The organism is Halomonas sp. AOP7-B1-5, assembly GCF_052353045.1.
Lineage (GTDB): Bacteria > Pseudomonadota > Gammaproteobacteria > Pseudomonadales > Halomonadaceae > Vreelandella > Vreelandella colorata.
The window spans coordinates 43,354-65,461 of record NZ_JBQTDC010000024.1; the positions used below are offsets into that span (position 1 = coordinate 43,354).

At 51.4% G+C, this 22,108-nt stretch carries 24 protein-coding genes, 2 tRNA genes and 1 pseudogene; 8 read left to right on the plus strand and 19 right to left on the minus strand.

Going from position 1 to position 22,108, the window contains the following annotated elements:
- Nucleotide 1: 1 nt before the first annotated feature.
- From moaC to ACT3XD_RS12620, 9 genes are all read right to left on the minus strand, one after another.
- Complete coding sequence (gene moaC, locus ACT3XD_RS12580) at nt 2–802, minus strand: cyclic pyranopterin monophosphate synthase MoaC (protein WP_192538267.1); 801 nt, start codon at nt 800–802, stop codon at nt 2–4.
- 29 nt (nt 803–831) lie between these two features.
- Nucleotides 832–1,380, minus strand: a complete 549-nt coding sequence (gene mobB, locus ACT3XD_RS12585; protein WP_192538268.1) for a molybdopterin-guanine dinucleotide biosynthesis protein B — start codon at nt 1,378–1,380, stop codon at nt 832–834.
- A 42-nt stretch (nt 1,381–1,422) separates the two neighbouring features.
- On the minus strand, nt 1,423–2,655 hold the full coding sequence (locus ACT3XD_RS12590; RefSeq protein WP_192538269.1) for a uracil-xanthine permease family protein: 1,233 nt from the start codon (nt 2,653–2,655) through the stop codon (nt 1,423–1,425).
- A 105-nt stretch (nt 2,656–2,760) separates the two neighbouring features.
- Nucleotides 2,761–3,390: a uracil phosphoribosyltransferase gene (gene upp, locus ACT3XD_RS12595; RefSeq protein ID WP_018917218.1), complete on the minus strand. Its 630-nt coding sequence runs from the start codon at nt 3,388–3,390 to the stop codon at nt 2,761–2,763.
- Nucleotides 3,391–3,487: 97 nt separating this feature from the next.
- The gene (ung, locus tag ACT3XD_RS12600; protein ID WP_192538270.1) at nt 3,488–4,171 is read right to left on the minus strand and encodes a uracil-DNA glycosylase; all 684 of its coding nucleotides are present in this window, start codon (nt 4,169–4,171) and stop codon (nt 3,488–3,490) included.
- Complete coding sequence (gene gpt / locus ACT3XD_RS12605; protein WP_018917220.1) at nt 4,164–4,652, minus strand: xanthine phosphoribosyltransferase; 489 nt, start codon at nt 4,650–4,652, stop codon at nt 4,164–4,166. The genes ung and gpt overlap by 8 nt, the downstream gene beginning before the upstream one ends.
- Nucleotides 4,653–4,660: 8 nt before the next feature.
- A complete protein-coding gene (locus ACT3XD_RS12610; RefSeq protein WP_192538271.1) occupies nt 4,661–5,206 on the minus strand; it encodes an adenine phosphoribosyltransferase in 546 nt (181 codons plus the stop codon).
- A 38-nt stretch (nt 5,207–5,244) separates the two neighbouring features.
- Nucleotides 5,245–6,543 carry an NCS2 family permease gene (locus ACT3XD_RS12615; protein WP_192538272.1) on the minus strand — a complete coding sequence of 433 codons (1,299 nt, stop codon included), beginning with the start codon at nt 6,541–6,543 and terminating at the stop codon, nt 5,245–5,247.
- Between the two features lie 198 nt (nt 6,544–6,741).
- On the minus strand, nt 6,742–7,368 hold the full coding sequence (locus tag ACT3XD_RS12620) for a riboflavin synthase subunit alpha (RefSeq protein WP_192538273.1): 627 nt from the start codon (nt 7,366–7,368) through the stop codon (nt 6,742–6,744).
- 468 nt (nt 7,369–7,836) lie between these two features.
- Between ACT3XD_RS12620 and ACT3XD_RS12625 the strand changes: the two genes are divergently transcribed.
- From ACT3XD_RS12625 to ACT3XD_RS12640, 4 genes are all read left to right on the plus strand, one after another.
- Nucleotides 7,837–8,880 carry a methionine ABC transporter ATP-binding protein gene (locus ACT3XD_RS12625; protein ID WP_192538274.1) on the plus strand — a complete coding sequence of 348 codons (1,044 nt, stop codon included), beginning with the start codon at nt 7,837–7,839 and terminating at the stop codon, nt 8,878–8,880.
- Complete coding sequence (locus ACT3XD_RS12630) at nt 8,861–9,514, plus strand: methionine ABC transporter permease (RefSeq protein WP_192538275.1); 654 nt, start codon at nt 8,861–8,863, stop codon at nt 9,512–9,514. The genes ACT3XD_RS12625 and ACT3XD_RS12630 overlap by 20 nt, the downstream gene beginning before the upstream one ends.
- Nucleotides 9,515–9,618: 104 nt before the next feature.
- A complete protein-coding gene (locus tag ACT3XD_RS12635; protein ID WP_192538276.1) occupies nt 9,619–10,410 on the plus strand; it encodes a MetQ/NlpA family ABC transporter substrate-binding protein in 792 nt (263 codons plus the stop codon).
- 69 nt (nt 10,411–10,479) lie between these two features.
- Nucleotides 10,480–10,950: a GAF domain-containing protein gene (locus ACT3XD_RS12640; protein ID WP_192538277.1), complete on the plus strand. Its 471-nt coding sequence runs from the start codon at nt 10,480–10,482 to the stop codon at nt 10,948–10,950.
- On the opposite strand, the gene ACT3XD_RS12645 is transcribed toward ACT3XD_RS12640, so the two are convergent.
- From ACT3XD_RS12645 to ACT3XD_RS12655, 3 genes are all read right to left on the minus strand, one after another.
- Entirely contained in the window at nt 10,944–11,219 is a 276-nt protein-coding gene (locus tag ACT3XD_RS12645) for a hypothetical protein (RefSeq protein WP_192538278.1), read from the minus strand. The two genes, ACT3XD_RS12640 and ACT3XD_RS12645, sit on opposite strands and share 7 nt — an antisense overlap.
- Before the next feature lie 295 nt (nt 11,220–11,514).
- Nucleotides 11,515–11,591, minus strand: a tRNA-Val gene (locus tag ACT3XD_RS12650).
- Between the two features lie 19 nt (nt 11,592–11,610).
- Nucleotides 11,611–11,687, minus strand: a tRNA-Val gene (locus ACT3XD_RS12655).
- A 180-nt stretch (nt 11,688–11,867) separates the two neighbouring features.
- Here ACT3XD_RS12655 and ACT3XD_RS12660 point away from each other — a divergent pair.
- Nucleotides 11,868–12,941: an endonuclease/exonuclease/phosphatase family protein gene (locus tag ACT3XD_RS12660; RefSeq protein WP_192538279.1), complete on the plus strand. Its 1,074-nt coding sequence runs from the start codon at nt 11,868–11,870 to the stop codon at nt 12,939–12,941.
- A 43-nt stretch (nt 12,942–12,984) separates the two neighbouring features.
- Here the strand turns inward: ACT3XD_RS12660 and ACT3XD_RS12665 are convergent, their stop codons facing one another.
- Nucleotides 12,985–14,361, minus strand: a complete 1,377-nt coding sequence (locus tag ACT3XD_RS12665) for a class II fumarate hydratase (protein WP_192538280.1) — start codon at nt 14,359–14,361, stop codon at nt 12,985–12,987.
- 269 nt (nt 14,362–14,630) lie between these two features.
- Between ACT3XD_RS12665 and ACT3XD_RS12670 the strand changes: the two genes are divergently transcribed.
- Nucleotides 14,631–15,005: a phasin family protein gene (locus tag ACT3XD_RS12670; RefSeq protein WP_192538281.1), complete on the plus strand. Its 375-nt coding sequence runs from the start codon at nt 14,631–14,633 to the stop codon at nt 15,003–15,005.
- A 55-nt stretch (nt 15,006–15,060) separates the two neighbouring features.
- Here ACT3XD_RS12670 and hda read toward each other — a convergent pair whose 3' ends face one another.
- The gene (gene hda / locus ACT3XD_RS12675; protein ID WP_192538282.1) at nt 15,061–15,765 is read right to left on the minus strand and encodes a DnaA regulatory inactivator Hda; all 705 of its coding nucleotides are present in this window, start codon (nt 15,763–15,765) and stop codon (nt 15,061–15,063) included.
- On the minus strand, nt 15,762–16,874 hold the full coding sequence (locus ACT3XD_RS12680; RefSeq protein WP_192538283.1) for an AI-2E family transporter: 1,113 nt from the start codon (nt 16,872–16,874) through the stop codon (nt 15,762–15,764). Before ACT3XD_RS12680 ends, hda begins: the two co-directional genes overlap by 4 nt.
- Before the next feature lie 198 nt (nt 16,875–17,072).
- On the opposite strand from ACT3XD_RS12680, the gene purM reads away from it, so the two are divergent.
- Entirely contained in the window at nt 17,073–18,140 is a 1,068-nt protein-coding gene (gene purM, locus ACT3XD_RS12685; protein WP_192538284.1) for a phosphoribosylformylglycinamidine cyclo-ligase, read from the plus strand.
- A complete protein-coding gene (gene purN / locus ACT3XD_RS12690; RefSeq protein ID WP_192538285.1) occupies nt 18,137–18,889 on the plus strand; it encodes a phosphoribosylglycinamide formyltransferase in 753 nt (250 codons plus the stop codon). The genes purM and purN overlap by 4 nt, the downstream gene beginning before the upstream one ends.
- A gap of 108 nt (nt 18,890–18,997) precedes the next feature.
- Here purN and dcd read toward each other — a convergent pair whose 3' ends face one another.
- The 4 genes and pseudogenes from dcd to ACT3XD_RS12710 form a co-directional block, all read right to left on the minus strand.
- Entirely contained in the window at nt 18,998–19,564 is a 567-nt protein-coding gene (gene dcd / locus ACT3XD_RS12695; protein WP_018917236.1) for a dCTP deaminase, read from the minus strand.
- 11 nt (nt 19,565–19,575) lie between these two features.
- A complete protein-coding gene (gene apbC / locus ACT3XD_RS12700; RefSeq protein WP_192538290.1) occupies nt 19,576–20,376 on the minus strand; it encodes an iron-sulfur cluster carrier protein ApbC in 801 nt (266 codons plus the stop codon).
- Nucleotides 20,377–20,551: 175 nt separating this feature from the next.
- Nucleotides 20,552–21,718 (minus strand): kinesin, encoded by a 1,167-nt coding sequence (locus ACT3XD_RS12705; protein WP_192538291.1) that lies wholly within the window; start codon nt 21,716–21,718, stop codon nt 20,552–20,554.
- A 138-nt stretch (nt 21,719–21,856) separates the two neighbouring features.
- A pseudogene (locus ACT3XD_RS12710) lies at nt 21,857–22,108 on the minus strand (uroporphyrinogen-III C-methyltransferase); the annotation flags it as partial.

Genomic DNA, 22,108 nt, shown 5'->3' on the forward strand with positions numbered 1-22,108 from the left:
TCTAGCCTCCGGTCACCGGTGGAAAAAACGCCACCTCATCCTCGTTGGTAATACGCGCACTGTCGTTGGCCATGACCTGATTAATCGCACATAGCGTACGCTGGTCGTTGAGCACGCTAAAGCGCGGATCACGCTGGCTTAAAGCGGCTTTTAAACCGGCAATATCGCAGCTGGGCACTTGCTCCAGATCGAGCACGATATCACTCACGCCTACTCGCTCACGCAGCTCGGCCAAGAACTTTACCCGAACGCAAGGCGAGGCACAGCGCTCTCCTAGGGTTACCTCTCCCGTTGCCCCATCACCTGTTACGATTGGCGCCGCTGGGCGGGCATCACGCTGATAATCTCCCCGCACGCCGCCGTGTTTGCTTTCCAATTGGACAGCATCGATGCGCATATCTTTATCCACGGCTTTGCACATATCGTAAAGCGTCAAACAAGCAACCGATACGGCAGTCAGCGCTTCCATCTCAACACCGGTACGCCCATTCAAACGGCATAGCGCCGTCACCTTGACGCAGCTGTCTTGCTGGTCGATCTCAAACTCTATCGATACTTTAGAAAGCGCTAGGGAGTGGCAAAGCGGAATCAGCTCATGGGTACGTTTGGCGGCCTGTATACCGGCGATACGCGCAGTGGCAATAACATCGCCCTTGGGAAGCTTGCCGTCACTTAGCAAGTTGAGCGTTTCAGGCTGCATGATAATCCGCCCCGAAGCGACTGCCTCACGGCGCGTTTCGCGCTTATCACCAACATCAACCATATTAGCCTCACCACGCGTATTGAGGTGGGTTAGCTGCATGTTTTCACCTATCGTTTGAAGCCATCGTTTTAAGCTGGACTGTTGGGTTGGGTGCTCACCCAGGCAAGCACCCAGCGGGTAATCGCATCAAGATCATTCAGGTCTAACAGGGCCACTGAGGGGCTAAGTTCAATCGGTGCCTCTGCGTCGAGCGCGACGGCTTGTAGCGTTGCATCATCAAGAATTGATGTCTCTCCAATGCCCTTACGATACAGTACAAGTTTGGGAATGGGCCATGCTTTAAATCCTTCTACAATGACCAGATCCGGCTGATGATGAGCCATCATCGCCAGTAACGCGCCCAGGTCAGGCTCCTCTTGGTCGGGCGTTTCCTGCATGAGTGCAAAGCGTTGCCGTGATGCGACCAGCATTGGAGACGCCCCGGCACTGCGCAGCCGATAGCTGTCTTTGCCGGGCTTATCTACATCAAAGTTGTGGTGGGCATGCTTGATAACGCCAACATCCAGCCCTGCCTCGCGTAATCGCGGCAGTAATTGGGTCAGTAGCGTGGTTTTACCCGTTCCACTCCAGGCGGCAATACCTAGTACAGGAAACGTTGTCGTGATGCTGCCTACCATCTCCCCATACTCCTTCTAACAGCGGCGTTTAACATGCGTCGCTTACTCACCTTCCCGCTCGCGCGGCAGTAGCCAATTTAACGCAATCCCCACAAGTGCGGCCAGGCTAACGCCCTGTAGCGTGAACTGACCTTCGCCAAACTGCATGCCGCCAATCCCGAAAACCAAAATCAAGGATACCACCACCAGATTACGTGGCGCCGTTAACGACTGCCCGGCACGTACCAGCGTATTCATTCCCACCACGGCGATTGAGCCAAACAGCAGTGTCATGATACCGCCCATCACGGGTCCAGGGATGGTTTGCAAAAGCGCCCCCAGCTTGGCCACAAACGCCAGTACGATGGCAAGCACGGCTGCCACAATCATGTAGGTAGGGTTAAAGGCACGGGTTAGCGTTACCGCCCCAGTCACTTCGGAATACGTTGTATTGGGTGGCCCGCCAAACAACGCCGCGACCGTCGTCGCCAAACCATCGCCTAATAACGTGCGATGCAGGCCCGGTTTTTCCAAATAGTTTTTCCGCGTTACCGAGCCAATCGCGACCATATCACCGATATGTTCGACCGCAGGCGCGATGGCGACAGGAATCATGAATAAAATGGCCGCCCAATGAAAACTGGGCGCGGTAAAGCTGGGTAGCGCCAGCCAAGCCGCTTCGCGAACCGGGGTGAAATCGACGACTCCCATCATCAACGCCAGCGTATAACCGGTAAAAATCCCCCCCATAATGGGCACCAGACGTAACAGGCCACGGCCGAAGACCGCCAAGACCAAGGTGACCAGCAGACTAGCCATCGATAAGAAAATAGCTTGCCAATAGCTGATATTATCGCTGGTTTCACCGGTTGCCATGCTTACCGCAACAGGCGCCAGCGCCAAGCCAATCACCATGATGACCGGCCCCACCACGACAGCAGGCAGTAAGCGGTTAAGCCAGCCAACCCCACGTAGACGCACGGCCTGAGAAATGGCGACATACACCAAGCCTGCCACCATTAACCCGCCCATGGTGGCCGATACCCCAAAGCTTGCAATGGAGCCTTGTATGGGCGCGATAAAAGCAAACGAGGAGGCCAGAAATACCGGCACCGTCTTTTTCGTGACCGCGTGAAATACCAACGTACCTACACCGGCAGTGAACAGCGCGACGCTTGGATCCAGCCCGGTTAACAGCGGCACTAACACCAACGCGCCAAAGGCGACAAACAGCATTTGCGCACCGGTCAGCAGTACCTTTGGCCATGACTCTGGCTGGCTGACAGCATCACTCATCACACAACTCCTAAAAATTTGTTATTCATATTGAGGGGGCAAAAATTGAGAAGGCAAAAAAATGCCCCTAGCGCAAAGCGCAAGGGGCAATATCAAACGGGGCGCTTAGCGCGTTCCAAAAATCTTGTCTCCGGCATCTCCCAAGCCTGGGACGATATAGCCGTTTTCATCCAACCGGTCGTCTACCGACGCAGTATAAATTTCAACATCGGGATAAGCCTCCTGCACCCGTTTAATCCCTTCTGGTGCCGCGACCAGAACAATCACTTTCATATGCTCGCAGCCACGCTCGCGCAGCATATCAAGCGTTGCGACCATCGAGCCGCCGGTTGCCAGCATCGGATCAATGACCAGTGCCATACGCTCTTCGATATCGTTGGCGAATTTCGCAAAGTAAGGAACCGGCTGCAGGGTTTCTTCATCACGGTAAAGGCCCACAACACTGACGCGCGCACTGGGAATCAGATCCGTCACGCCTTCAAGCATACCTAAGCCAGCGCGCAAAATAGGGACGACAGTGACCTTTTTACCTTTAAGGCGGCGCGTAGCGATAGGCTCGCCATTCCAACCTTGAATCTCATGGTCTTCAAGCTCCAGGCCTTTGGTCGCCTCATAGGTCAAGAGCTTGGCCACTTCACCTGCCAGTTCACGAAAGCTTTTAGTGCTTAAATCAACTTCGCGCATCAGTCCCAGCTTATGTTGAACAAGCGGATGGTTAATGGCGTAGACACTCATGGGGCTTCCTCACTGCAGGGATATCAGGATGGCGACGTAGGTCGCATCTTCAGGCATACAAAATTGCGCGCCATTCTACCTGTATCTGACCACTAGGTTAAGCGCTTTCGGGCAGTTGCCAGTCAATAGGCGAACGCCCCTGTTCTACCAGGAACTGATTCGCTTGAGAAAACTGGTGGTTGCCAAAAAAACCACGATGAGCAGACAGCGGCGAAGGATGGGGCGACTCCAACACTAAATGGCGCTGCTGATCGATTAGCGCTTTTTTCTGGCGCGCATGGCTGCCCCACAATAAAAACACGCACGACGGAGCATGCTGGCTTACCGTTTCGATTGCTCGATCCGTAAACTGCTCCCAACCTTTGCCCCGGTGAGAGGCAGCATTACCCTGCTCAACGGTCAAGGCCGTGTTTAACAGCAGCACGCCCTGGGTAGCCCAGCTAACCAGGCTGCCATGGCGTACCGGCTTAAAGCCTACATCGCTTGCCAACTCTTTATAAATATTGACAAGTGACGGGGGGATTTTCACCCCCGCCTGAACGGAAAAGCTTAATCCATGCGCCTGGTTAGGCCCGTGATAGGGGTCCTGACCGAGGATAACGACTTTTACATCTTTCAATGGCGTCAGCTCAAACGCCCGAAACCAATTGGAAGAGTGGGGATAAATAACTTTTTTAGCCGTTTTCTCTTGGGCCAAAAACTGTTTCAAAGCCTTCATGTAATCTGCTTGAAACTCATCACCGAGCCATTGGCCCCAGTCGTTCGTCAGTGGATTAGTCATAATTCCTTTTAACTTGGTCAACAAGTGGCTCTACATATGCAACGCCCATATCCCAAGGGAACTGGATCCAGCATTGCTGAGCCACTTCAGTGAGATATTGGTCCACTAAAGGACGCCCTTCTGGCTTAGCATAGATAGTCACAAAATGGGCTTTCGGCATCATTTCACGCACTGCACGCGCGGTTTTACCAGTATCCACCAGATCATCGACCAACAGCCAACCTTCACCATCGTGGTCAACGCCCTTCATGATATTCAGGCCGCCCTGATCCATATGGTCATAGCTTTTAATACAGATCGTATCAATCAGGCGCACGTTAAGTTCGCGGGCAATGAGTGCCGCCGGAATTAATCCACCCCGGGTGATCGCCACAATACCTTTAAAGTCCCGCTCGATCATTTGATGGCAAAGCTGGCGCACATCGCGGTGCAACTGGTCCCAGGAAATGGTGAAATGCTGGTGATAGCGTTCGCTGCTCATGAGAGGCGTTACTCGTCTTCGTTGAAAGAACATACCGCGAATACGCTAAAACCAGCATCGCGAATTTTCTGAGAACCGCCCAACTCGGGTAGGTCAATAATCGTGGCGGTTTCTACTACTTGTCCGCCAGAACGCTGAATAAGGTTGGCGGCGGCCAACATAGTGCCACCAGTGGCAATCAGATCATCCATCAGCAGGATCCGGTCACCCTCCTGAAACGCATCAGAATGCAGCTCAACTTCAGAATGGCCGTATTCCAGCTTGTAGGTTTCACTGATCGTTTTAAAAGGCAGTTTGCCTTTTTTACGAACCGGTACAAAGCTACAGCCCAGCTCATAGGCAAGCGGCGCACCGATAATGAAACCACGCGCATCAATCGCCGCGATGGCATCTAAATTCATTTCCTGATAGCGATGTACAAAACTGTCGATCAGCTTGCGAAAAGCCGCACTGTTTTGTAATAACGGAGTGATATCTCGAAAGTTCACCCCCTGCTCAGGCCAATCAGGAACGGTGCGAATAACCGACTTAATGTAGTCGCCGTAGATGCTCATCGCGTCTCTCATAGATTAATAATAAATAGCCTGGGCGCTTAACCCAAGAATAGAAACTTCGCTGCAAACAGCAATGCAAGGATCACAACGGCTGGGTTCAGGTCACTAAAACGGCCAGACAGCGCTTTAATACCCACAAAGCTTATAAACCCTAAGGCAATACCGTCAGCAATAGAGAACGTGAGCGGCATCGCCAGTGCAGCAATCAGTACCGGTGCTGCATCGGTCGGATCTTCCCAGTTCGCATGAGCCAAACTGCCGGCCATAAGAACCGCCACGTACAATAGAGCGCCTGCCGTGGCATACGCGGGTATGGAGCCCGCCAGAGGCGCAAAGAAAAGGCTGATTAAAAACAACACGCCAACCACTACGGCGGTTAACCCGGTTCGCCCACCAGAGGCGATACCCGCGGTTGATTCGATATAGCTGGTAGTGGTCGAGGTGCCCAGCGCCGCCCCAGCCATGGACGCGGTACTATCTGCCATCATGGCGCGCCCGATACGCGGCAATTTACCATCTTTATCCAACAGCTTGCCCCGGTGAGCAACGCCCACTAGCGTGCCGGATGTATCAAACAGGTCCACGAACAAAAACGCGAAGATAACGCTAAGCATTGCGACATCCAATGCGCCCATCAAATCCATCGCCATAAAGGTAGGCGCGATAGACGGTGGCATTGACATCAACCCTGCATACTCATTGTGACCCAGCAGCATCGCCAGCAGAGTAATACCCAGGATACCGATCAACACTGCACCTTTGATCCGCAGGTAAGACAGCGCAGTGATCACAAAAAAGCCTAGCAGGGCATATAAAGGCGCAGGCTGTGAAAGATCGCCCATTGAGACAAAGGTCGCCGGATTAGCGACCACAATGCCGGAGTTTTTAAGCGCAATCATGGCCAGGAAAAGACCAATCCCCGCCGCGATCCCTAAACGCAGCGACATGGGAATGGAGTTAATGATCCACTCGCGAATCTTAAAAATACTCAGCAAGAAAAAGGTCAGGCCCGAAAAGAAGACCGCGCCCAGTGCGGCTTCCCAGGTGTAGCCCATGCCCAGTACCACGCCATAGGTGAAAAAGGCGTTGAGCCCCATGCCGGGTGCCTGAGCGATAGGGTAATTAGCCCAAAGCCCCATGACGAAGCAGCCAATCGCCGCCGCCAAGCAGGTCGCCACAAAGACGGCGCCGTAGTCCATGCCCGCTTCTGACAAAATGCTGGGGTTCACGAATATGATATAGGCCATGGTCAGGAACGTCGTGATCCCGGCAACAACCTCCGTCTTCACATTCGTGTTCAGCTCGGTCAGATTGAAATAGTTATTCAGAAGTTTCATGAATGTTTTTATCCTTCGCGCAAACGCAAAATGCGTCCCCTTGGAGCGAGAAAAGCCGCACATGTTACCGAAAGGTACCGTGTGATGCGAGTACCAAACGCGCAGCCAGTTGAGGCGGAAGAGCCTCCGCCAGTAATAACGCTAGCAATCTTCAGGCCATCAACTAACCAATCGGTCAGTTAGCTTGGTTCAAAATCGTTATGCGCGCTTGGCCAGCACACGCTCAACGGTTTCAACAATGACTTGGGTTTGCGGGTCAATCTCAATATTGACGTCATCGCCAGGCAGGCGCTCGCTGAGCATCGTGCGAGAAAGCGTTTCCGGAATCAGATTAACGCTGAACTCAATACCGCTGTCGTCTGATGCACGACGTACATCCCCAACCGTTAAGCTAATACCATCCACCCCGATATAGCCTTTCTCAAAAACGAAGCGGCCAATCGTGTCAGGTAAGGCAAACCATAGCCGACGATTATTAGGCGCTTCTTCGATGGCCACCACGTTTGCCATACAAATAATGTGACCAGACATGGAGTGCCCACCAATCTCATCACCAAACCGGGCGGCACGCTCAATATTGACGCCTCCTCCCGGTGCAAGTGCACCAAGATTAGTCAATCGTAGGGTTTCCCGCATCAAGTCGAAACTAACGTTATCGCCGTTAATCCCGGTAACGGTGAGGCACACCCCGTTATGGGCCACTGAGGCACCGATTTCCAATCCCTCGCGCATGGCCGCAGGCATAGCCACTACATGGGTTCGAAACTCGTCAAGTTCATGCACCTCTACTACGGTCGCGATACCCTGCACGATGCCGGTAAACATAATGAATCCTCTAGTACGTCATCTTGAAAGCGCTTATTCAAACATGAATTAACAAAGGCGCAAGTTTACGCTCCTGAACAAAATAATGCGCTTATCGCGCGGCTAATAAGCCTAAGAATATATGGCTCGCTCTGGCATTAATTATCAGCCTTGATTCCGCTATGAAAAGTTAAATACACCAAAACAGTGGCTAAATTTACCAAATACCTCTGACGAAGCGAGGTCCAACGTAAAATCAGCCGGTTTCAATTGACAACTTGGGGGCTGCTCTTTAGACTTTTGGCCCATGTAATGACGCCGATTTGTACCCATATTGCGGGCGTCCACCAAATCAATGATTTGGTGAAGTGCAGCTAAAAGGGTGTGTCCAGCGTTGATGGCCACCCATAAGGGTGGCCTTTTTTTTATATCCCGCCCTGCGCTTGCTCCCTCGCACTCCGTCTAAGGCCTCCCATTAAGGCAGACGCTATGATTGAACTTAGTAACGTTAGTAAAACCTATGGCAGCGGCGACAGTGCCGTTCATGCCCTGAGTGATGTTAATTTATGTGTGCCCAAAGGCACTATCCATGGCGTTATCGGCTTATCCGGTGCGGGCAAGTCAACGCTAATTCGCTGCGTGAACCTTCTTGAGCGCCCTACCCAAGGCAGCGTCACGGTAGATGGCCAGGAAATGACCCGCTTGAGCGGCGGTGCTCTGAACCAGGCGCGCCATCGCATTGGCATGATTTTCCAACATTTCAACCTACTGACCACGCGTAACGTGTTTGATAACGTTGCCCTGCCCCTTGAACTGATGGGTGAAAAGCGCAGCGCCATTCAAAGCCGCGTATTGCCATTACTTGAAATGGTAGGGCTGGCTGATAAAGCCAAACAGTATCCTGCTCAGCTCTCGGGCGGCCAAAAGCAGCGCGTTGCTATCGCTCGCGCCCTGGCCAGCAAGCCCAACGTACTGCTATGCGATGAAGCAACGTCAGCACTCGACCCGCAAACCACCGGCTCCATTCTTGAGCTTCTGCGCGATATCAATCAGCAGTTGGGTATCACTATTTTATTGATTACCCATGAAATGGAAGTGGTTAAGTCAATTTGCCACCGAGTGAGCCTTATCTCTAACGGCAAACTGGTGGAAGATGCAGAAGTCGGCGACTTCTTTACCGCACCACGCACCCAGCTGGGTCGTGAGTTCTTGAACGATTTTCTTCAACTCAGCCCGCCCAAGGAGCTTATTGAACGCTTGAGCGCAACGCCAAGCGAGGCCACTCATCCTGTGGTGCGCCTGACGTTCTCTGGCGACGCCGTTTCGACACCGCTTATTTCGCGCCTGGCGCGTGAATGCAATGTAGATGTCAGCATTCTACAGGCCAAAGTGGAGTCCATTCAGGACCGCACCTTAGGGCTTATGATTGCGGAACTACTCGGCACCACCGAGCAGACGCAAAAAGCGATGAATTATCTTCAGTCTCACCAGTTAGAAGTCGAGGTACTTGGTTATGTCCAGCGCAATGTTTGACCTTATTTTACAGGCCACGCTGGATACGCTGTATATGGTGGCGATCTCCGGCGTCATATCAACGCTGCTCGGCCTACCGTTAGGCGTCTTGCTGTATGTGACACGCCCACGCCAAATTCTAGCCCAGCCGGTACTTAATCAGACGTTAAGCATTATTACCAATATTGGCCGCTCGATTCCCTTCATTATACTGATGGTGGCCATCATCCCCTTCACGCGCATGCTGGTGGGCACCTCCATAGGGATTAATGCCGCCTCGGTACCCTTAACCATTGCGGCCATCCCTTTTGTGGCGCGCCTGATAGAAGGTGCGCTCAATGAGGTATCTCCAGGCTTGGTTGAGTCTGCTCAATCCATGGGCGCAACGCCCTGGCAGGTTATTCGCAAGGTGCTTATCCCCGAAGCGCGGGGCGGCATTATTACGGGCCTTACCATTACGCTGGTAACACTTGTTAGCTATTCTGCCATGGCGGGCGCTGTAGGCGGTGGCGGCCTGGGGGATCTGGGTATCCGTTATGGGTACAACCGTTTCAACCCTACTATCATGCTGATTACCGTAATTATTTTGGTGATTATGGTGCAAGGCTTTCAAAGCCTGGGTGATTACTTGGTGCGTAAAAGCGACCGTAAATAATGATAGACATTGCCTATACGGATTTATAACAAAAAAACATTAGAATTATTTTTCTTATTCCAGCATTATCAATTCATGGTGGAACAACGCATTAGGAGACTTATATGCAAAAACTTATAATTGGTAGCCTGACAGCTTTGGCACTGGCAGTTAACGTGGCAAATGCAGAAACGCGCACGCTCAAAATGGGCACCGTTGCCGGCCCTGAAACCGAAGTTATGGAAGTGGCAGCGCGTATTGCTAAAGAAGAATACGACCTTAATGTCGAAATTATCGAATTTACCGATTACGTAACCCCCAATGTTGCACTAGCAGACGGTAGCCTTGATGCCAATGCTTATCAGCACGCCCCCTACCTGAATGCCATGGTTAGCGACCGCGGCTATGATCTTGCCGTTGCGGGCTATACCTTTGTTTACCCGATCGGTGCTTATTCAGAAAAATTCGACAGCATTGAAGACTTACCCGACGGGGCGCAGATTGCTCTGCCCAATGACCCGTCCAACGAAGGGCGTGCGCTGATTTTGATGCATAACGAAGGCCTGATCACACTGAACGATCCGGAGAACCTGGAAGCCACGCCGATCGATATCGCCGAGAATCCGCACAACTTCCGCTTCCGTGAGATTGAGGCCGCCCAGCTTCCCCGTGTACTGCGCGATGTGGATATGGCTTTTATCAATAACACCTTCGCTCAGCCAGCTGGCTTGAAGCTTGACGATGCCCTGATCAAAGAAGGCCCTGAATCGCCCTACGTGAACCTTATTGCCGTTCGCGGTGGTGACGAAGAGCGTGAAGATATTCGTCAGCTGGTTGATGCTTATCAGCGCGACGAAGTCGCGGCTAAAGCTGAAGAGTTATTTAAAGGCGCTGCCGTACCGAGCTGGACTGAATAACCCCTTTAGAAAGCACTTATATCAGGCCGACCTTTGTGTCGGCCTGATGCGTTTTTTAACGAGATGACTATGCCGATCACCAACTACGCGCTACTCAACCGCCAGCTTGAAGCCCTGCTTGATACACGCGACTGGCTTACCAATAGCGCTCAAACCTGCGCTTTTATTCAGCAGGAAGTACCTAACCTGAACTGGGTGGGATTCTATCTTCAGCGACAACATGAGGTCTTGGGGCTAGGGCCTTTTCAGGGTAAACCGGCCTGCCACCCGATTCCCTTTAGCAAGGGCGTATGCGGAGCCGCAGCACGCCAGCAGAAAACACAGCGGGTCGATGATGTTCACGCCATCGCAGACCACATTGCCTGCGATACGGACTCTCGCTCCGAGCTGGTGATTCCTGTCGTTCTAAAGGGCTACCTGTGGGGCGTTCTAGACCTGGATAGCCCATTACCTGCCCGCTTTACCGAAGACGATCAGGCTGGAATCGAAGCACTAATAGCTACTTTTCAGCGCCAAACGGATCTGTCGCCCCATCAATGATAAGTATGCAGATGGATGGTGCAGTAAGCACGAAAAATAACGTCGCTCATGGATAGATCAGAGCGGCGGCGCGCCTTTCTAAGTGAATGGTTGAATATTTCTTCTGCCTTATAGCGGCTCAACCCTAGCTCTTGAGCCGTATGAAAATATTCATCCAGCTCTGCATCATCCACGCCATCACGCATTAGCGACGGTTTGTTTGCAGATTTAAGGCCTGATTTGAGACCACCCAAGGCAGAGGCCAAGCTGGGCATTAAATTAAGGTACATAGCTTCATCCTTGAATTATGTTCATAGGTATAGTAGTTCATCGCAGCGCAAATTCCAGTACAACTTCAGGCCAATTTCTATACGCGCATTATACATTATACAGCATGACGTTATCGTGACAGGCACCATTTCACGCACGTAAATATCCCTAATCAGGCATCCTCATCACTAGACGTTAAGCCTGGCAAAGGAAGCTGCCTGAATTAATTTGCTGCGCGAAATAAACGAATACGGTATGAAAAACAACGCTAAACGAACAAAAACCCCGCGCTTAAAAAGCACGGGGCTAACAATTTGGTAGGACCAGGCGGATTTGAACCGCCGACCTCCACGATGTCAACGTGGCGCTCTAACCAACTGAGCTATGGTCCTGAAAAATGGGTTGCGAGAATGGTAGGACCAGGCGGATTTGAACCGCCGACCTCCACGATGTCAACGTGGCGCTCTAACCAACTGAGCTATGGTCCTGTCGTGCAACGGATGCGTATTCTACTTATTTATCACAGTATTGCAAGAAACTTTTTTCTTACGCAAGAACCAGATTTACGCTGTATATCTCGATAAAATCATGGCTTGATAGCGTGTTTAATATTTATAAACAACTAATAAAATTTATTTTAGTTACCTTACTCAATAGGAAGATCAAATATGCTTGCCCCACTAATTATGTGCCTTGCACTCCTGCCCTTACTGGCAACATTGGTCGCACGAGTACCGTTGCGCTGGTGGTGGATACGGTGTTTTGAATTTCCTCGCGTGCAAATAGCGCTCCTATCACTTCTCTTCGGCCTAATGGCATTAGTATTTTTAGAACCCAGCGATTGGCGCTCAACCGCCTGGATTATCGTTCTTATTACGGTGGGCTTGCAGGGTCGCTATATTTTACCCTGGACACGCCTTTGGCGCGCTCAGGTTAAAACAGCTGATAAAGAAAGCTCCCAAGATCGCCACATCACGCTTTTAATTGCCAATGTATTGACGCCCAACCGGCGCGCTGAGGATCTGATCAAAATGATTCAACAGCGCCAGCCGGATATCATTTTAACCCTTGAGTCAGATCAATGGTGGCAGGATCAGTTAGATCCCGCACTTGATGAAAAATGGCCCTATAGCGTTAAAGTGCCGCTCGACAATCTCTATGGCATGCACCTTTATTCACGCCTTCCGCTGGAAAACACCTCGGTTAAATGGCTAATCCAAAAAGACATCCCATCTATTCATACCATGGTAACGCTTGAAAATGGCGACTCTATTCGTCTGTATGCCGTTCATCCCCGCCCCCCTGCTCCGGCGGAAAGCGAAAAATCGTTATGGCGAGATGCTGAACTCTTATGGGTGGGGCAAGAAGTCCACAAAAAACCTCAGCCTACGTTAGTGGCAGGTGATCTTAACGATGTGGCCTGGTCAAGCACCACGCGTTTATTCTGCCGCATTAGCGGTATGCTCGACCCGCGACGGGGTCGAGGTATGTTTAGCACCTTTCACGCCAAGAATCGGCTGTTGCGCTGGCCGCTTGACCACATCTTTGTGACCAACCACTTCACGCTGGTAAACATGCAGCGGCTGGGAGCGTTTGGTTCTGACCACTTCCCTATCCTGGCAACCTTTTGTTACCAGCCTACGCGCCAAGTTGAGCAGGAGAAACCTCAAGCAGACAGCGAAGAGCGCGAAGAGGCCAGCGAAACCATACAACAGGGTAAAATAGAAAAGCAGAAAACCTGAGGCGCCGCTGGCGATCTAGAACGAGTTATTTATGCTCGAAAACCTATTCAGGAATTCCCCCCTGGGTTAGCACCGTTGGATCTAACAATCTTTCCAACGTTTCCCGATCCAGGTCGGTTTGCTCTTCCGCGACATCAATAATCGGACGCCCTGCCTGGTAGGCTTTTTTAGCAATGGCGGCCGCCGCGTTATAGCCAATCACACTGTTGAGCGCCGTCACTAAAATAGGGTTACGCGCCAAAGGCCCCTGCAGGTTATCCTCCCGCACCTTAAACGTCGCAATTGCCCGGTCCGCAAGCAGCCGTGAGGTATTGCTCATCAAGGTAATGGAGGTCAGCAGATTGGTCGCCACCAGCGGCAGCATGACATTTAGCTGGAAGTTGCCGCTCTGGCCTGCCACCGTAATGGCCGCATCCAGCCCAATGACCTGAGCCGCCGCTTGAGCGGCCGATTCGGGGATCACAGGGTTGACCTTACCCGGCATAATGGAGCTGCCCGGCTGAAGCGCTTCAAGCTCTATTTCACCCAAGCCTGCTAATGGACCTGAGTTCATCCAGCGCAGGTCATTGGCAATTTTCATAATGACACAGGCCAAGCCTTTCAATTGGCCTGAAAGCTCAACGGCCGCATCCTGGGAGGAGAGACTGGCAAAAAAGCTATCATTAGGCGCAAAGCTTAACCCGGTTTGCTCACTTAGCTCTTTGGCAACCTCGTCGGCAAAACCTTCGGGTGCATTAATACCGGTGCCTACCGCCGTTCCGCCTTGCGCTAAACGACACAACCGGCTCATCGCGCTATCAAAGCGTTCAATGGCTTGGCTTAGCTGGCTTGACCAGGCGCCAAGCTCCTGGTCCATACGCAACGGCATCGCATCCATCAAATGCGTACGCCCTGTTTTAACGACATGCTTAAGTTCGCTCGCGCGTTGACCAATGCACGCCTTTAAATGCTCAAGCGCAGGTCGCAGCGACTCATTGACCGCAATTGCCGCTGAAACATGAATAGCCGTTGGAATAACGTCGTTGCTTGACTGACCCATATTCACGTGATCATTAGGCGTTACTTCCACCCCCTCGCGGCTTGCCAGGGTAGCCAATACTTCGTTGACGTTCATATTGGTTGACGTGCCTGACCCCGTTTGAAATACGTCTATCGGAAACTGGTCATCGTGCTCACCATTAATCACTGCCTGTGCGGCTTTTTGAATGGCGTTGGATCTAGCGTCATCTAACAGGCCCAACTGCTGATTAGTGCGGGCGGCAGCTAGTTTAATACGCGCCACAGCGTGCACAAAAGTCGCTGGCATGGGTGAATTGGAAACGGGAAAGTTATTGATAGCCCGCTGCGTTTGGGCTCCATAAAGCGCACTCGCCGGTACTTCAAGCTCACCCATGCTGTCGCGTTCGGTACGAGTATCCATTATTTATGCTCCTTATGAATGGTAATCAATCTTATTTTCAATTGATCACGTCGGCAAGTCCCTTCGCAATATCTGCAGCTATTCAAGCTAGACGCTCTCACCGCCTGGGTAAACATCTACCGCTTTACGTTAGAAAATAAGGTCTCGCGCCTTTATATTGCACTGCACAAAATCGGCTGCTATGCTGCGATGCAAGAAAGCTTAATATTCATAGCGGCTGTTGTTAAACGGGATGCTTAAAAGCACTATCTTGATTTAGGAGTTTTATAATGAACACGTTCAATACAAATGAAATGAACCAGCAGTTTGATAATTTCTTTATGGCCCCTGCACGCGCGTATGCCGCCCTGACTCTCGATTACGCAGAGAAGATGCTAAATGCACAAGTTAACGCCAGCCAAGCCTATGCTGAAACCGGCATCGCGCAGCTGCGCCAGCTAACCAGCGTAAAAGACCCAGAAGGGCTACGTAGTTATATGGAAGGCCAGCAGCAGGTTGTAAAACAGCTAGCAGAACAGGCTAAAGGCGATACGGATAAAGTGGTTGCGCTTCACCAGGACTATTTTCAAAAAAGCCAGAAGCTAACTGAAGACAATGTAAAGCAAGCCCAGACAGCGGCTAGTAAAATGCGCAAACCCGCCTAAGCCACTATCTATTCAAGCATCGACCTTACCCGCTAAATTAATAAGCGGGTAAGGTTCACCAGTTAAGCGACGACTTAACAAATGGAATCGTTAGCTTTCGTTTAGCAGATAAAGACGCTTGATCAAGCGTTTCAATGGCTCGGCATAAATCGCCTAACTCACGCGGCCCACGATGCAAAATATAACGCCCGACATCGTCGGGCAGCTGCATTCCCCTAACATTCGCACGTAACCGCAGTGCCGCGAGGCGCTCCTCGTCATTGAGCGGATGAAGATGAAAGGTGACGCCCCACGTTAATCGTGACGCCAGGTCAGGCAGCACAACATTAAGCTGGCGTGGAGGGGCATTGGAAGCAATTACAAGCTGTTTGCCTGCATCACGCAATCGATTAAATGCATGAAATAGCGCTTCTTCCCAACGCTTTCGGCCAACGACATATTCCAGATCATCAATCGCTACCAAATCTAGTCGCTCAATATCTTCAAGCATCAGAGGTGGAAAGTGGCCCAGATCGGCTAACGGTAGATACAAAGCTCGTTTATCGGCATCGGAGGCAGCATGGCAGGCCGCTTGAAGAAGATGGCTTCGCCCACTCCCCTGGGCGCCCCATAAATAGATAAAAGGCTCGGCACTCGGCTGAAATTGTTGCGTCAGATGTTCAACCAGCAGTGCATTTGCGCCCGAAGCGTAATAATTATTGAAGGTTGCATCATCACGCAACCCTACTCCTAACGGCAGCTGTGCCGGCACTCGGCTCATGATGATTCCCTTTCGTCGTGACGATCCAGCCCATCATGGTGGTTTAAAGGCGTTAATGAACGTTGCTCAGCAGTATAAAGTGAACTGTGCTTATAACGGTCGTTTAACTCGCGGAGAAGTACCATAAATACGGCGGCAACAGGCAATGCTAACAGTACGCCAGTAAACCCAAACAGGTTGCCACCCGCTAATACTGCAAAAATAACGGCAACAGGATGCAAGCCAATTTTATCTCCCAAAAGTTTGGGCTGTAGTATGACACTTTCGGCGGCTTGACCGATACTAAATACCACGATGACACCGAGTATCGCCCACCACGTACCGTATTGAAATAACGCAACAATTAGGGCGACGGCAATCCCTACGATAAAGCCCAAAAACGGTACAAAGCTAACCAGCCCGGCCACAAACCCAATCAGCAAGCCAAAGTTAAGCCCCATCAAGGTAAGCCCTGTGGCATAAATAACGCCTAAACACAGCATGACTAAAAGCTGACCACGTAAAAAAGATGACAGCACCTCATCACAGCGGCGTGCTAAACGAAACGTGTCGCTTGCCCATTGCCGCGGCACCAAGCTTGCGATGTTGCTTAGCATGCGATTCCAGTCGAGAAGCAGATAGAAGGTAACGACCGGAATCAGTGCGATATAAGTAATCCAGGTCATAAATGCCATGCCGGAGCGGCCAATATGCCCTAAAGCCTGAGCTAGATAGCCTCCCGCATCACGCCAGTTTTCAACCAGTACTTCACGTACGTTGGTTAACTCACCACGTAAATCGTAGCCAGTCCACTCCTGAACCTGAGGCGCCAGCACGTTTTCAACCCAGCTAAAAATACCCGGCACCGCATCGCCCAACTGCTTAATCTGCTGGACGATAAGCGGTATGAGAATTAATAAACTCGCCGTCAATACAATCAGCAGTATCAAGAAGACGAGGCAAACGGCCAGCGTGCGCTTCATGCCTAGCCGCTGGAAATAATTAGACAGTGGATCAGCCAGATACGCCAATACCATGCTGGCAATAAAGGGCATTAAAACTGAATTCAGGACATACACCAGTCCAACAAACACGACTAGCAGCACTACCCCTAACCATGAACTTCGCATTGTATGACTCTCCTTCCTGGATCCATCAAAAGCGCTTTATGCACTGAATAATAACAAAAGTTGTAGGAACGTAGGCGCAACATGTATACCGGCGATGCGGGCCACGCCGCTCGGTGTTACAATCCACGTCAGTTATTGCCCAGCACTGGCCATCTCGCCAGCACTACCCGTACTGCTATAGGCTTCACAGGAACTGTCATGACCGAGACTTCCACTTCTCCGGCTACTCCTTCGCTCAGCTATAAGGATGCAGGTGTCGATATTGATGCCGGAAATGCCCTAGTTGATCGCATCAAACACGTTGCCAAACGTACCACTCGCCCCGAAGTAATGGGCGGCTTGGGCGGTTTTGGCGCTTTATGCGAGCTACCCGCAGGCTACAAGCAGCCTGTTCTGGTATCTGGCACTGATGGAGTGGGCACCAAACTGCGCCTTGCGATGGACCTTGGCAAGCACGACACCATTGGCATCGATTTAGTGGCAATGTGCGTTAATGATTTGATTGTCGCAGGTGCCGAACCGCTGCTGTTCCTCGACTACTATGCCACGGGTAAGCTGGATGTGGATATCGCTGCCGACGTAGTAACCGGCATTGGCGCCGGTTGCGAGCTGGCTGGCTGTGCATTGGTTGGTGGTGAAACAGCCGAAATGCCCGGCATGTACGAAGGTAGTGACTATGACCTGGCGGGTTTTTGCGTCGGCGTTGTGGAAAAATCCGAAATTCTTGACGGTAGCAAAGTAAGCGAAGGCGATGTCCTGCTGGGCCTTGCCTCTTCAGGCCCTCACTCTAACGGCTACTCGTTAATTCGCAAGATCCTGGAAGTGAGCAATGCCTCGCTTGAAACGCAGGTAGATAATACCCCGTTAGGCGATGCACTAATGGCGCCCACCCGCATTTATGTGAAGTCGCTGCTTTCCTTGATGCGTGATACGTCTATTCCTGTGCATGCACTTTCCCACATTACCGGTGGCGGCCTGCTCGAAAACATCCCCCGCGTTCTGCCTGAAGAGCTCGCGGCACACGTTGATATTGCTACATGGCAGCGTCCTGCGGTATTTGACTGGCTACAGGCTCAAGGCAACGTTAACGAAGTTGAAATGCACCGTGTACTTAACTGCGGTATCGGCATGGTCATCGTGGTGCCTGCCGCAGAGGCAGAGCAAGCCATGACCCATTTACAAGTCCAGGGTGAAACGGTTTATCGCATCGGTCATATTATCAAGCGCCAGGATGAAGCCGTGGTGCTGGAGAACCTGCCCGTATGAGTGGTACCGATTACCCCAGCGATACGATTACCGATATGGCGCCAGAGCCGACCGGCCCACGTCGGGTAGTCGTGCTTATTTCTGGCAGTGGCAGCAATCTTCAGGCGCTGATTGATGCGCAGTCTCATGACCGCCTAGGCGGTGAGATTGTCGCAGTGATTTCCAACGTGGCAGACGCTTACGGCTTGAAGCGCGCTCACGAGGCTGGCATCGAAGCAGTTGCCCTGCCCCATCGCGAATATGATACTCGCGAGGCTTACGATGGCGCGCTGATTAAAGTCATTGAGCGCCACGAGCCCGACTTGATCGTATTGGCGGGCTTTATGCGTATTTTAACGCCACGCTTTGTACAACGCTTTATGGGTCGGATGCTCAATATTCATCCTTCACTGCTGCCCGAGTACCAGGGGTTAAATACCCACGTAAGGGCGCTGGCCGACCAGGTAACCAGCCACGGCTGTAGCGTGCACTTTGTTACCGAAGAGCTGGATGGCGGCCCGGTGGTTCTTCAGGCGGAATTGTCTGTAAGCGCGGATGATAGTGAAGAGACACTTAAAGAGAAGGTCCACGCACGTGAGCATCTGATTTATCCGATTGCGGTGCAGTGGTTTTTAGAGGGACGGCTTCAGTTTAGCGCTGAAGGCGCCAAAATGGATGGTCACCTGCTGCCTACCCATGGTATGCGCCTCTCACATGCTGATGCAGCTGAAGAGTTGGATGAAGAACTGGACGAAGACGCCGAAGAGTAGCTTATTGCTTAATCAATAAATGATTGCGGCACACACCTGCAGTAAACAACAAGGCCTTACGGTTCCCCGTAAGGCCTTGCTTTTGGGCTGATTAATAACGCTCATTCATTAAGTGCGCGGCAAGGTTACTCCGCGCTGGCCCATATATTTGCCTCCGCGATCTTTATACGAGGTTTCGCAGACTTCATCAGACTCTAAAAACAACATTTGCGCTACACCTTCGTGAGCATAAATCTTGGCAGGCAAATTGGTCGTATTAGAGAACTCAAGCGTTACATGGCCTTCCCACTCAGGCTCAAGCGGCGTGACGTTCACAATGATGCCACAGCGCGCGTAGGTTGATTTTCCCAGGCAGATAGTCAGCACGCTACGCGGAATGCGGAAGTACTCAACGGTTCTTGCCAAAGCAAATGAGTTGGGCGGAATGATGCAGACATCGCCTTTAATATCTACAAAGCTTTTCTCATCGAACGCCTTGGGATCAACGATAGCCGAGTGAATATTGGTAAACACTTTAAACTCATCGGCACAGCGCACATCATAACCGTAGCTTGAAGTACCGTAAGAGATCACTCGCTGATCATTCACATAGCGAACCTGCTCGGCTTCAAAAGGCTCGATCATGGCGTCGCTTTGCGCCATGCGACGAATCCATTTATCTGATTTGATACTCATGTATTACTTCATCACTCGCTAAAAGAAATAGTGGGGCCACCGCTTTCGCTGGCACTCACTGATTGGGCAACTTGCCTGGCAATCTCAGCAAACGTTTGGCTTACCGAGCTATCAGGTTCTGATACAACACTTGGGCTGCCCGAGTCTGCCAACTCACGGATAGACAGCGTCAAAGGTAACCGTCCTAGTACCGTCGTCTGATACTCTTCAGCGATACTATCGCCACCGCCGGTACCGAAGATCGCGGCTTCATGGCCACAGTTCTCACAGTGATAGAGGCTCATATTTTCAACCACACCAAGTACCGGCACGTTCACTTTGCGAAACATTTCAATGCCTTTACGAGCATCTAAAAGCGCAATATCTTGTGGCGTAGTGACAATGACAGCCCCGCTTACCGGTACTTTCTGAGCCAACGTCAGTTGAATATCACCGGTACCCGGTGGCATATCGATCAACAGAAAATCCAGATTATCCCACTGCGTTTGCGTGAGCATTTGCTGAAAAGCCCCTACGACCATCGGCCCACGCCATACCATGGCCTCTCGGGTATTCGCCAAAAAAGCCATGGACATTGCCTGAAGGCCATGTGCTGTTAAGGGCAAGAATTTATTATCACCCGTGGATTCAGGGCGAACGCCCTCTTTAACACCCAGCATTTGGGCTTGGCTTGGTCCATAAATGTCCGCATCAAGAACCCCTACGCGATAACCTTGGGCAGAAAGCGCTAGTGCCAGGTTAACGGTTACGGTCGACTTGCCAACCCCACCTTTGCCCGATGCCACTGCGACGATGTGTTTAACGCCATCCATTTAGTCGCTCTCCTATATCTGGGTAGATCATGAACATTGGGATAAATGATACTCTCTGAACGAGTATTCATAAACAAACAAAACGGATGCTGGGGATACCAGCATCCGTTTGATGGTTCGTCCGTACTAGCTATTTATCGTTTTAGCTATACAAACGTTTTAGACGAACTTTTTACTAGTTAGTGTTCTGCTGCTGGTTTTGCTGGTTTTGCTGCTGCTCCTGCGGCTGGCTATTGTCTTCATCGCTGGCCGTTTCCTGCTCAGTATTACTACTTTCTGAGGCGCTATCTTCTGACGCTTCGCCCGCTAACGTGGGGACTTCATCATTGGCGGCATCACCAACACTACCCAGACGCTGATCGAGTGAGGAAAGCTCTTCGCGCCACTCGCTCAATTGAGACTCCAAGCGAGACAACTGATTTTCGCGCGCTTCAATATCGCTCTCAACGTTTGCAACTTCGTTGCGGCCAAGGTCAAGGGCAACCATGAGGTCTTCCATCTCGTTACGAACCTGGGTGAGGCTTTGATCTTCCTGCTCACGCAGTTCGGTTAGCGAATCGACTTCCTGTTGTAGCTCATCGCGCTCCGCCGTAACCGAATCACGCGTGCTTTGCAGCTCGTCAAGCTCAGCCTGAGTATTGGATATCTGCTCTTCTAGGCTTGAAAGCTCTTCATTAGCCTGACTGATTTTATCTTCAAGTGCAGCTAACTCCTCCTCGGCACTGTTCAGCTCATCTACAGCTTCTTGACGCTGCTCTTCAGCCTGCTGCCGAGCAGCTTCTGCCTCTTGGCGAGCTTGATCAGCACTTTCACGCGCATCTTCTACTTGTTGAAGCGAAGCTTCAGCCTCTTCTTGAGTCGTCTCGATTTGATCACGCTCATCACGTAGCGACTGCATTTCGCCTTGTGCGCTTTCAAGCTGCTGATTGAGGGAGTCCACTTCCTGCTGTAGCGTTGCGCGCTCAGCTTCCAGTTCTTCAAGACGTGACTGGGTGGTAGTTACATCATTTTGAGCACTTTCAAGCGATGCGCTTGCCTCATTGCGCTGCTCTTCCAAGGATGCCATCTCTGCCTGCATATCGGACAGGTTGGTTTCTGCTTGGTCTATTTCCTGAATACGGCGGCTGTACCGGCGGTTATCCTGCTCTACTGTAGCAATCTGCTCTTCAAGCGTTTCAACGCGATCTTTATGAGTGCCGGCGTTAGATTGGGCCATGATTGCCCAGATAACCGCGATAGCCGCGATACCTGCAATAGCTCTAACACGGTTATCTTTAAATAAGGTTTTGGTATCCAGCCTGGTGGCAGGCGTCTGATGATCCGGGTGGCTTGTTTCTGGCATTCTGCGTCCCTCTCGTCTTGGCTACCGATACCAGCAGCGTAAATTGTTCGCTTATGACCTAACACTCATTACTAGCATACACAGCAAATGGCATCTAGCCAGTCCATTAGCTAATTCAACGTATTAACGTTGGCTCGCTTATGAGTGTAGATCATTATGGCGCGCTGATGCTGGGGTCTGAGCGCCTTTAAACCACGCTAGCTTCTCATGCAGTGAAACCACGCTGCCCACGATTAATAATGCTGGTGATTTAATACGCCCAGCGATTAGTGCCTCTGGTAGAGCTTGTAGCGTGCCGATATGGGTCTGCTGGGCCGTTGTGGTGCCGTTTTCGATCAAAGCGAGAGGCGTATCACACGGTAAACCATGGGCAATAAGCTCGCGACTAAT

Bases quoted from the DNA above. Each gene is read 5' to 3' on its own strand.
- moaC (WP_192538267.1), bottom strand. From the start codon at position 802: ATGCAGCTAACCCACCTCAATACGCGTGGTGAGGCTAATATGGTTGAT.
- mobB (WP_192538268.1), bottom strand. From the start codon at position 1,380: ATGGTAGGCAGCATCACGACAACGTTTCCTGTACTAGGTATTGCCGCC.
- ACT3XD_RS12590 (WP_192538269.1), bottom strand. From the start codon at position 2,655: ATGAGTGATGCTGTCAGCCAGCCAGAGTCATGGCCAAAGGTACTGCTG.
- upp (WP_018917218.1), bottom strand. From the start codon at position 3,390: ATGAGTGTCTACGCCATTAACCATCCGCTTGTTCAACATAAGCTGGGA.
- ung (WP_192538270.1), bottom strand. From the start codon at position 4,171: ATGACTAATCCACTGACGAACGACTGGGGCCAATGGCTCGGTGATGAG.
- gpt (WP_018917220.1), bottom strand. From the start codon at position 4,652: ATGAGCAGCGAACGCTATCACCAGCATTTCACCATTTCCTGGGACCAG.
- ACT3XD_RS12610 (WP_192538271.1), bottom strand. From the start codon at position 5,206: ATGAGCATCTACGGCGACTACATTAAGTCGGTTATTCGCACCGTTCCT.
- ACT3XD_RS12615 (WP_192538272.1), bottom strand. From the start codon at position 6,543: ATGAAACTTCTGAATAACTATTTCAATCTGACCGAGCTGAACACGAAT.
- ACT3XD_RS12620 (WP_192538273.1), bottom strand. From the start codon at position 7,368: ATGTTTACCGGCATCGTGCAGGGTATCGCGACCGTAGTAGAGGTGCAT.
- ACT3XD_RS12625 (WP_192538274.1), top strand. From the start codon at position 7,837: ATGATTGAACTTAGTAACGTTAGTAAAACCTATGGCAGCGGCGACAGT.
- ACT3XD_RS12630 (WP_192538275.1), top strand. From the start codon at position 8,861: ATGTCCAGCGCAATGTTTGACCTTATTTTACAGGCCACGCTGGATACG.
- ACT3XD_RS12635 (WP_192538276.1), top strand. From the start codon at position 9,619: ATGCAAAAACTTATAATTGGTAGCCTGACAGCTTTGGCACTGGCAGTT.
- ACT3XD_RS12640 (WP_192538277.1), top strand. From the start codon at position 10,480: ATGCCGATCACCAACTACGCGCTACTCAACCGCCAGCTTGAAGCCCTG.
- ACT3XD_RS12645 (WP_192538278.1), bottom strand. From the start codon at position 11,219: ATGTACCTTAATTTAATGCCCAGCTTGGCCTCTGCCTTGGGTGGTCTC.
- ACT3XD_RS12660 (WP_192538279.1), top strand. From the start codon at position 11,868: ATGCTTGCCCCACTAATTATGTGCCTTGCACTCCTGCCCTTACTGGCA.
- ACT3XD_RS12665 (WP_192538280.1), bottom strand. From the start codon at position 14,361: ATGGATACTCGTACCGAACGCGACAGCATGGGTGAGCTTGAAGTACCG.
- ACT3XD_RS12670 (WP_192538281.1), top strand. From the start codon at position 14,631: ATGAACACGTTCAATACAAATGAAATGAACCAGCAGTTTGATAATTTC.
- hda (WP_192538282.1), bottom strand. From the start codon at position 15,765: ATGAGCCGAGTGCCGGCACAGCTGCCGTTAGGAGTAGGGTTGCGTGAT.
- ACT3XD_RS12680 (WP_192538283.1), bottom strand. From the start codon at position 16,874: ATGCGAAGTTCATGGTTAGGGGTAGTGCTGCTAGTCGTGTTTGTTGGA.
- purM (WP_192538284.1), top strand. From the start codon at position 17,073: ATGACCGAGACTTCCACTTCTCCGGCTACTCCTTCGCTCAGCTATAAG.
- purN (WP_192538285.1), top strand. From the start codon at position 18,137: ATGAGTGGTACCGATTACCCCAGCGATACGATTACCGATATGGCGCCA.
- dcd (WP_018917236.1), bottom strand. From the start codon at position 19,564: ATGAGTATCAAATCAGATAAATGGATTCGTCGCATGGCGCAAAGCGAC.
- apbC (WP_192538290.1), bottom strand. From the start codon at position 20,376: ATGGATGGCGTTAAACACATCGTCGCAGTGGCATCGGGCAAAGGTGGG.
- ACT3XD_RS12705 (WP_192538291.1), bottom strand. From the start codon at position 21,718: ATGCCAGAAACAAGCCACCCGGATCATCAGACGCCTGCCACCAGGCTG.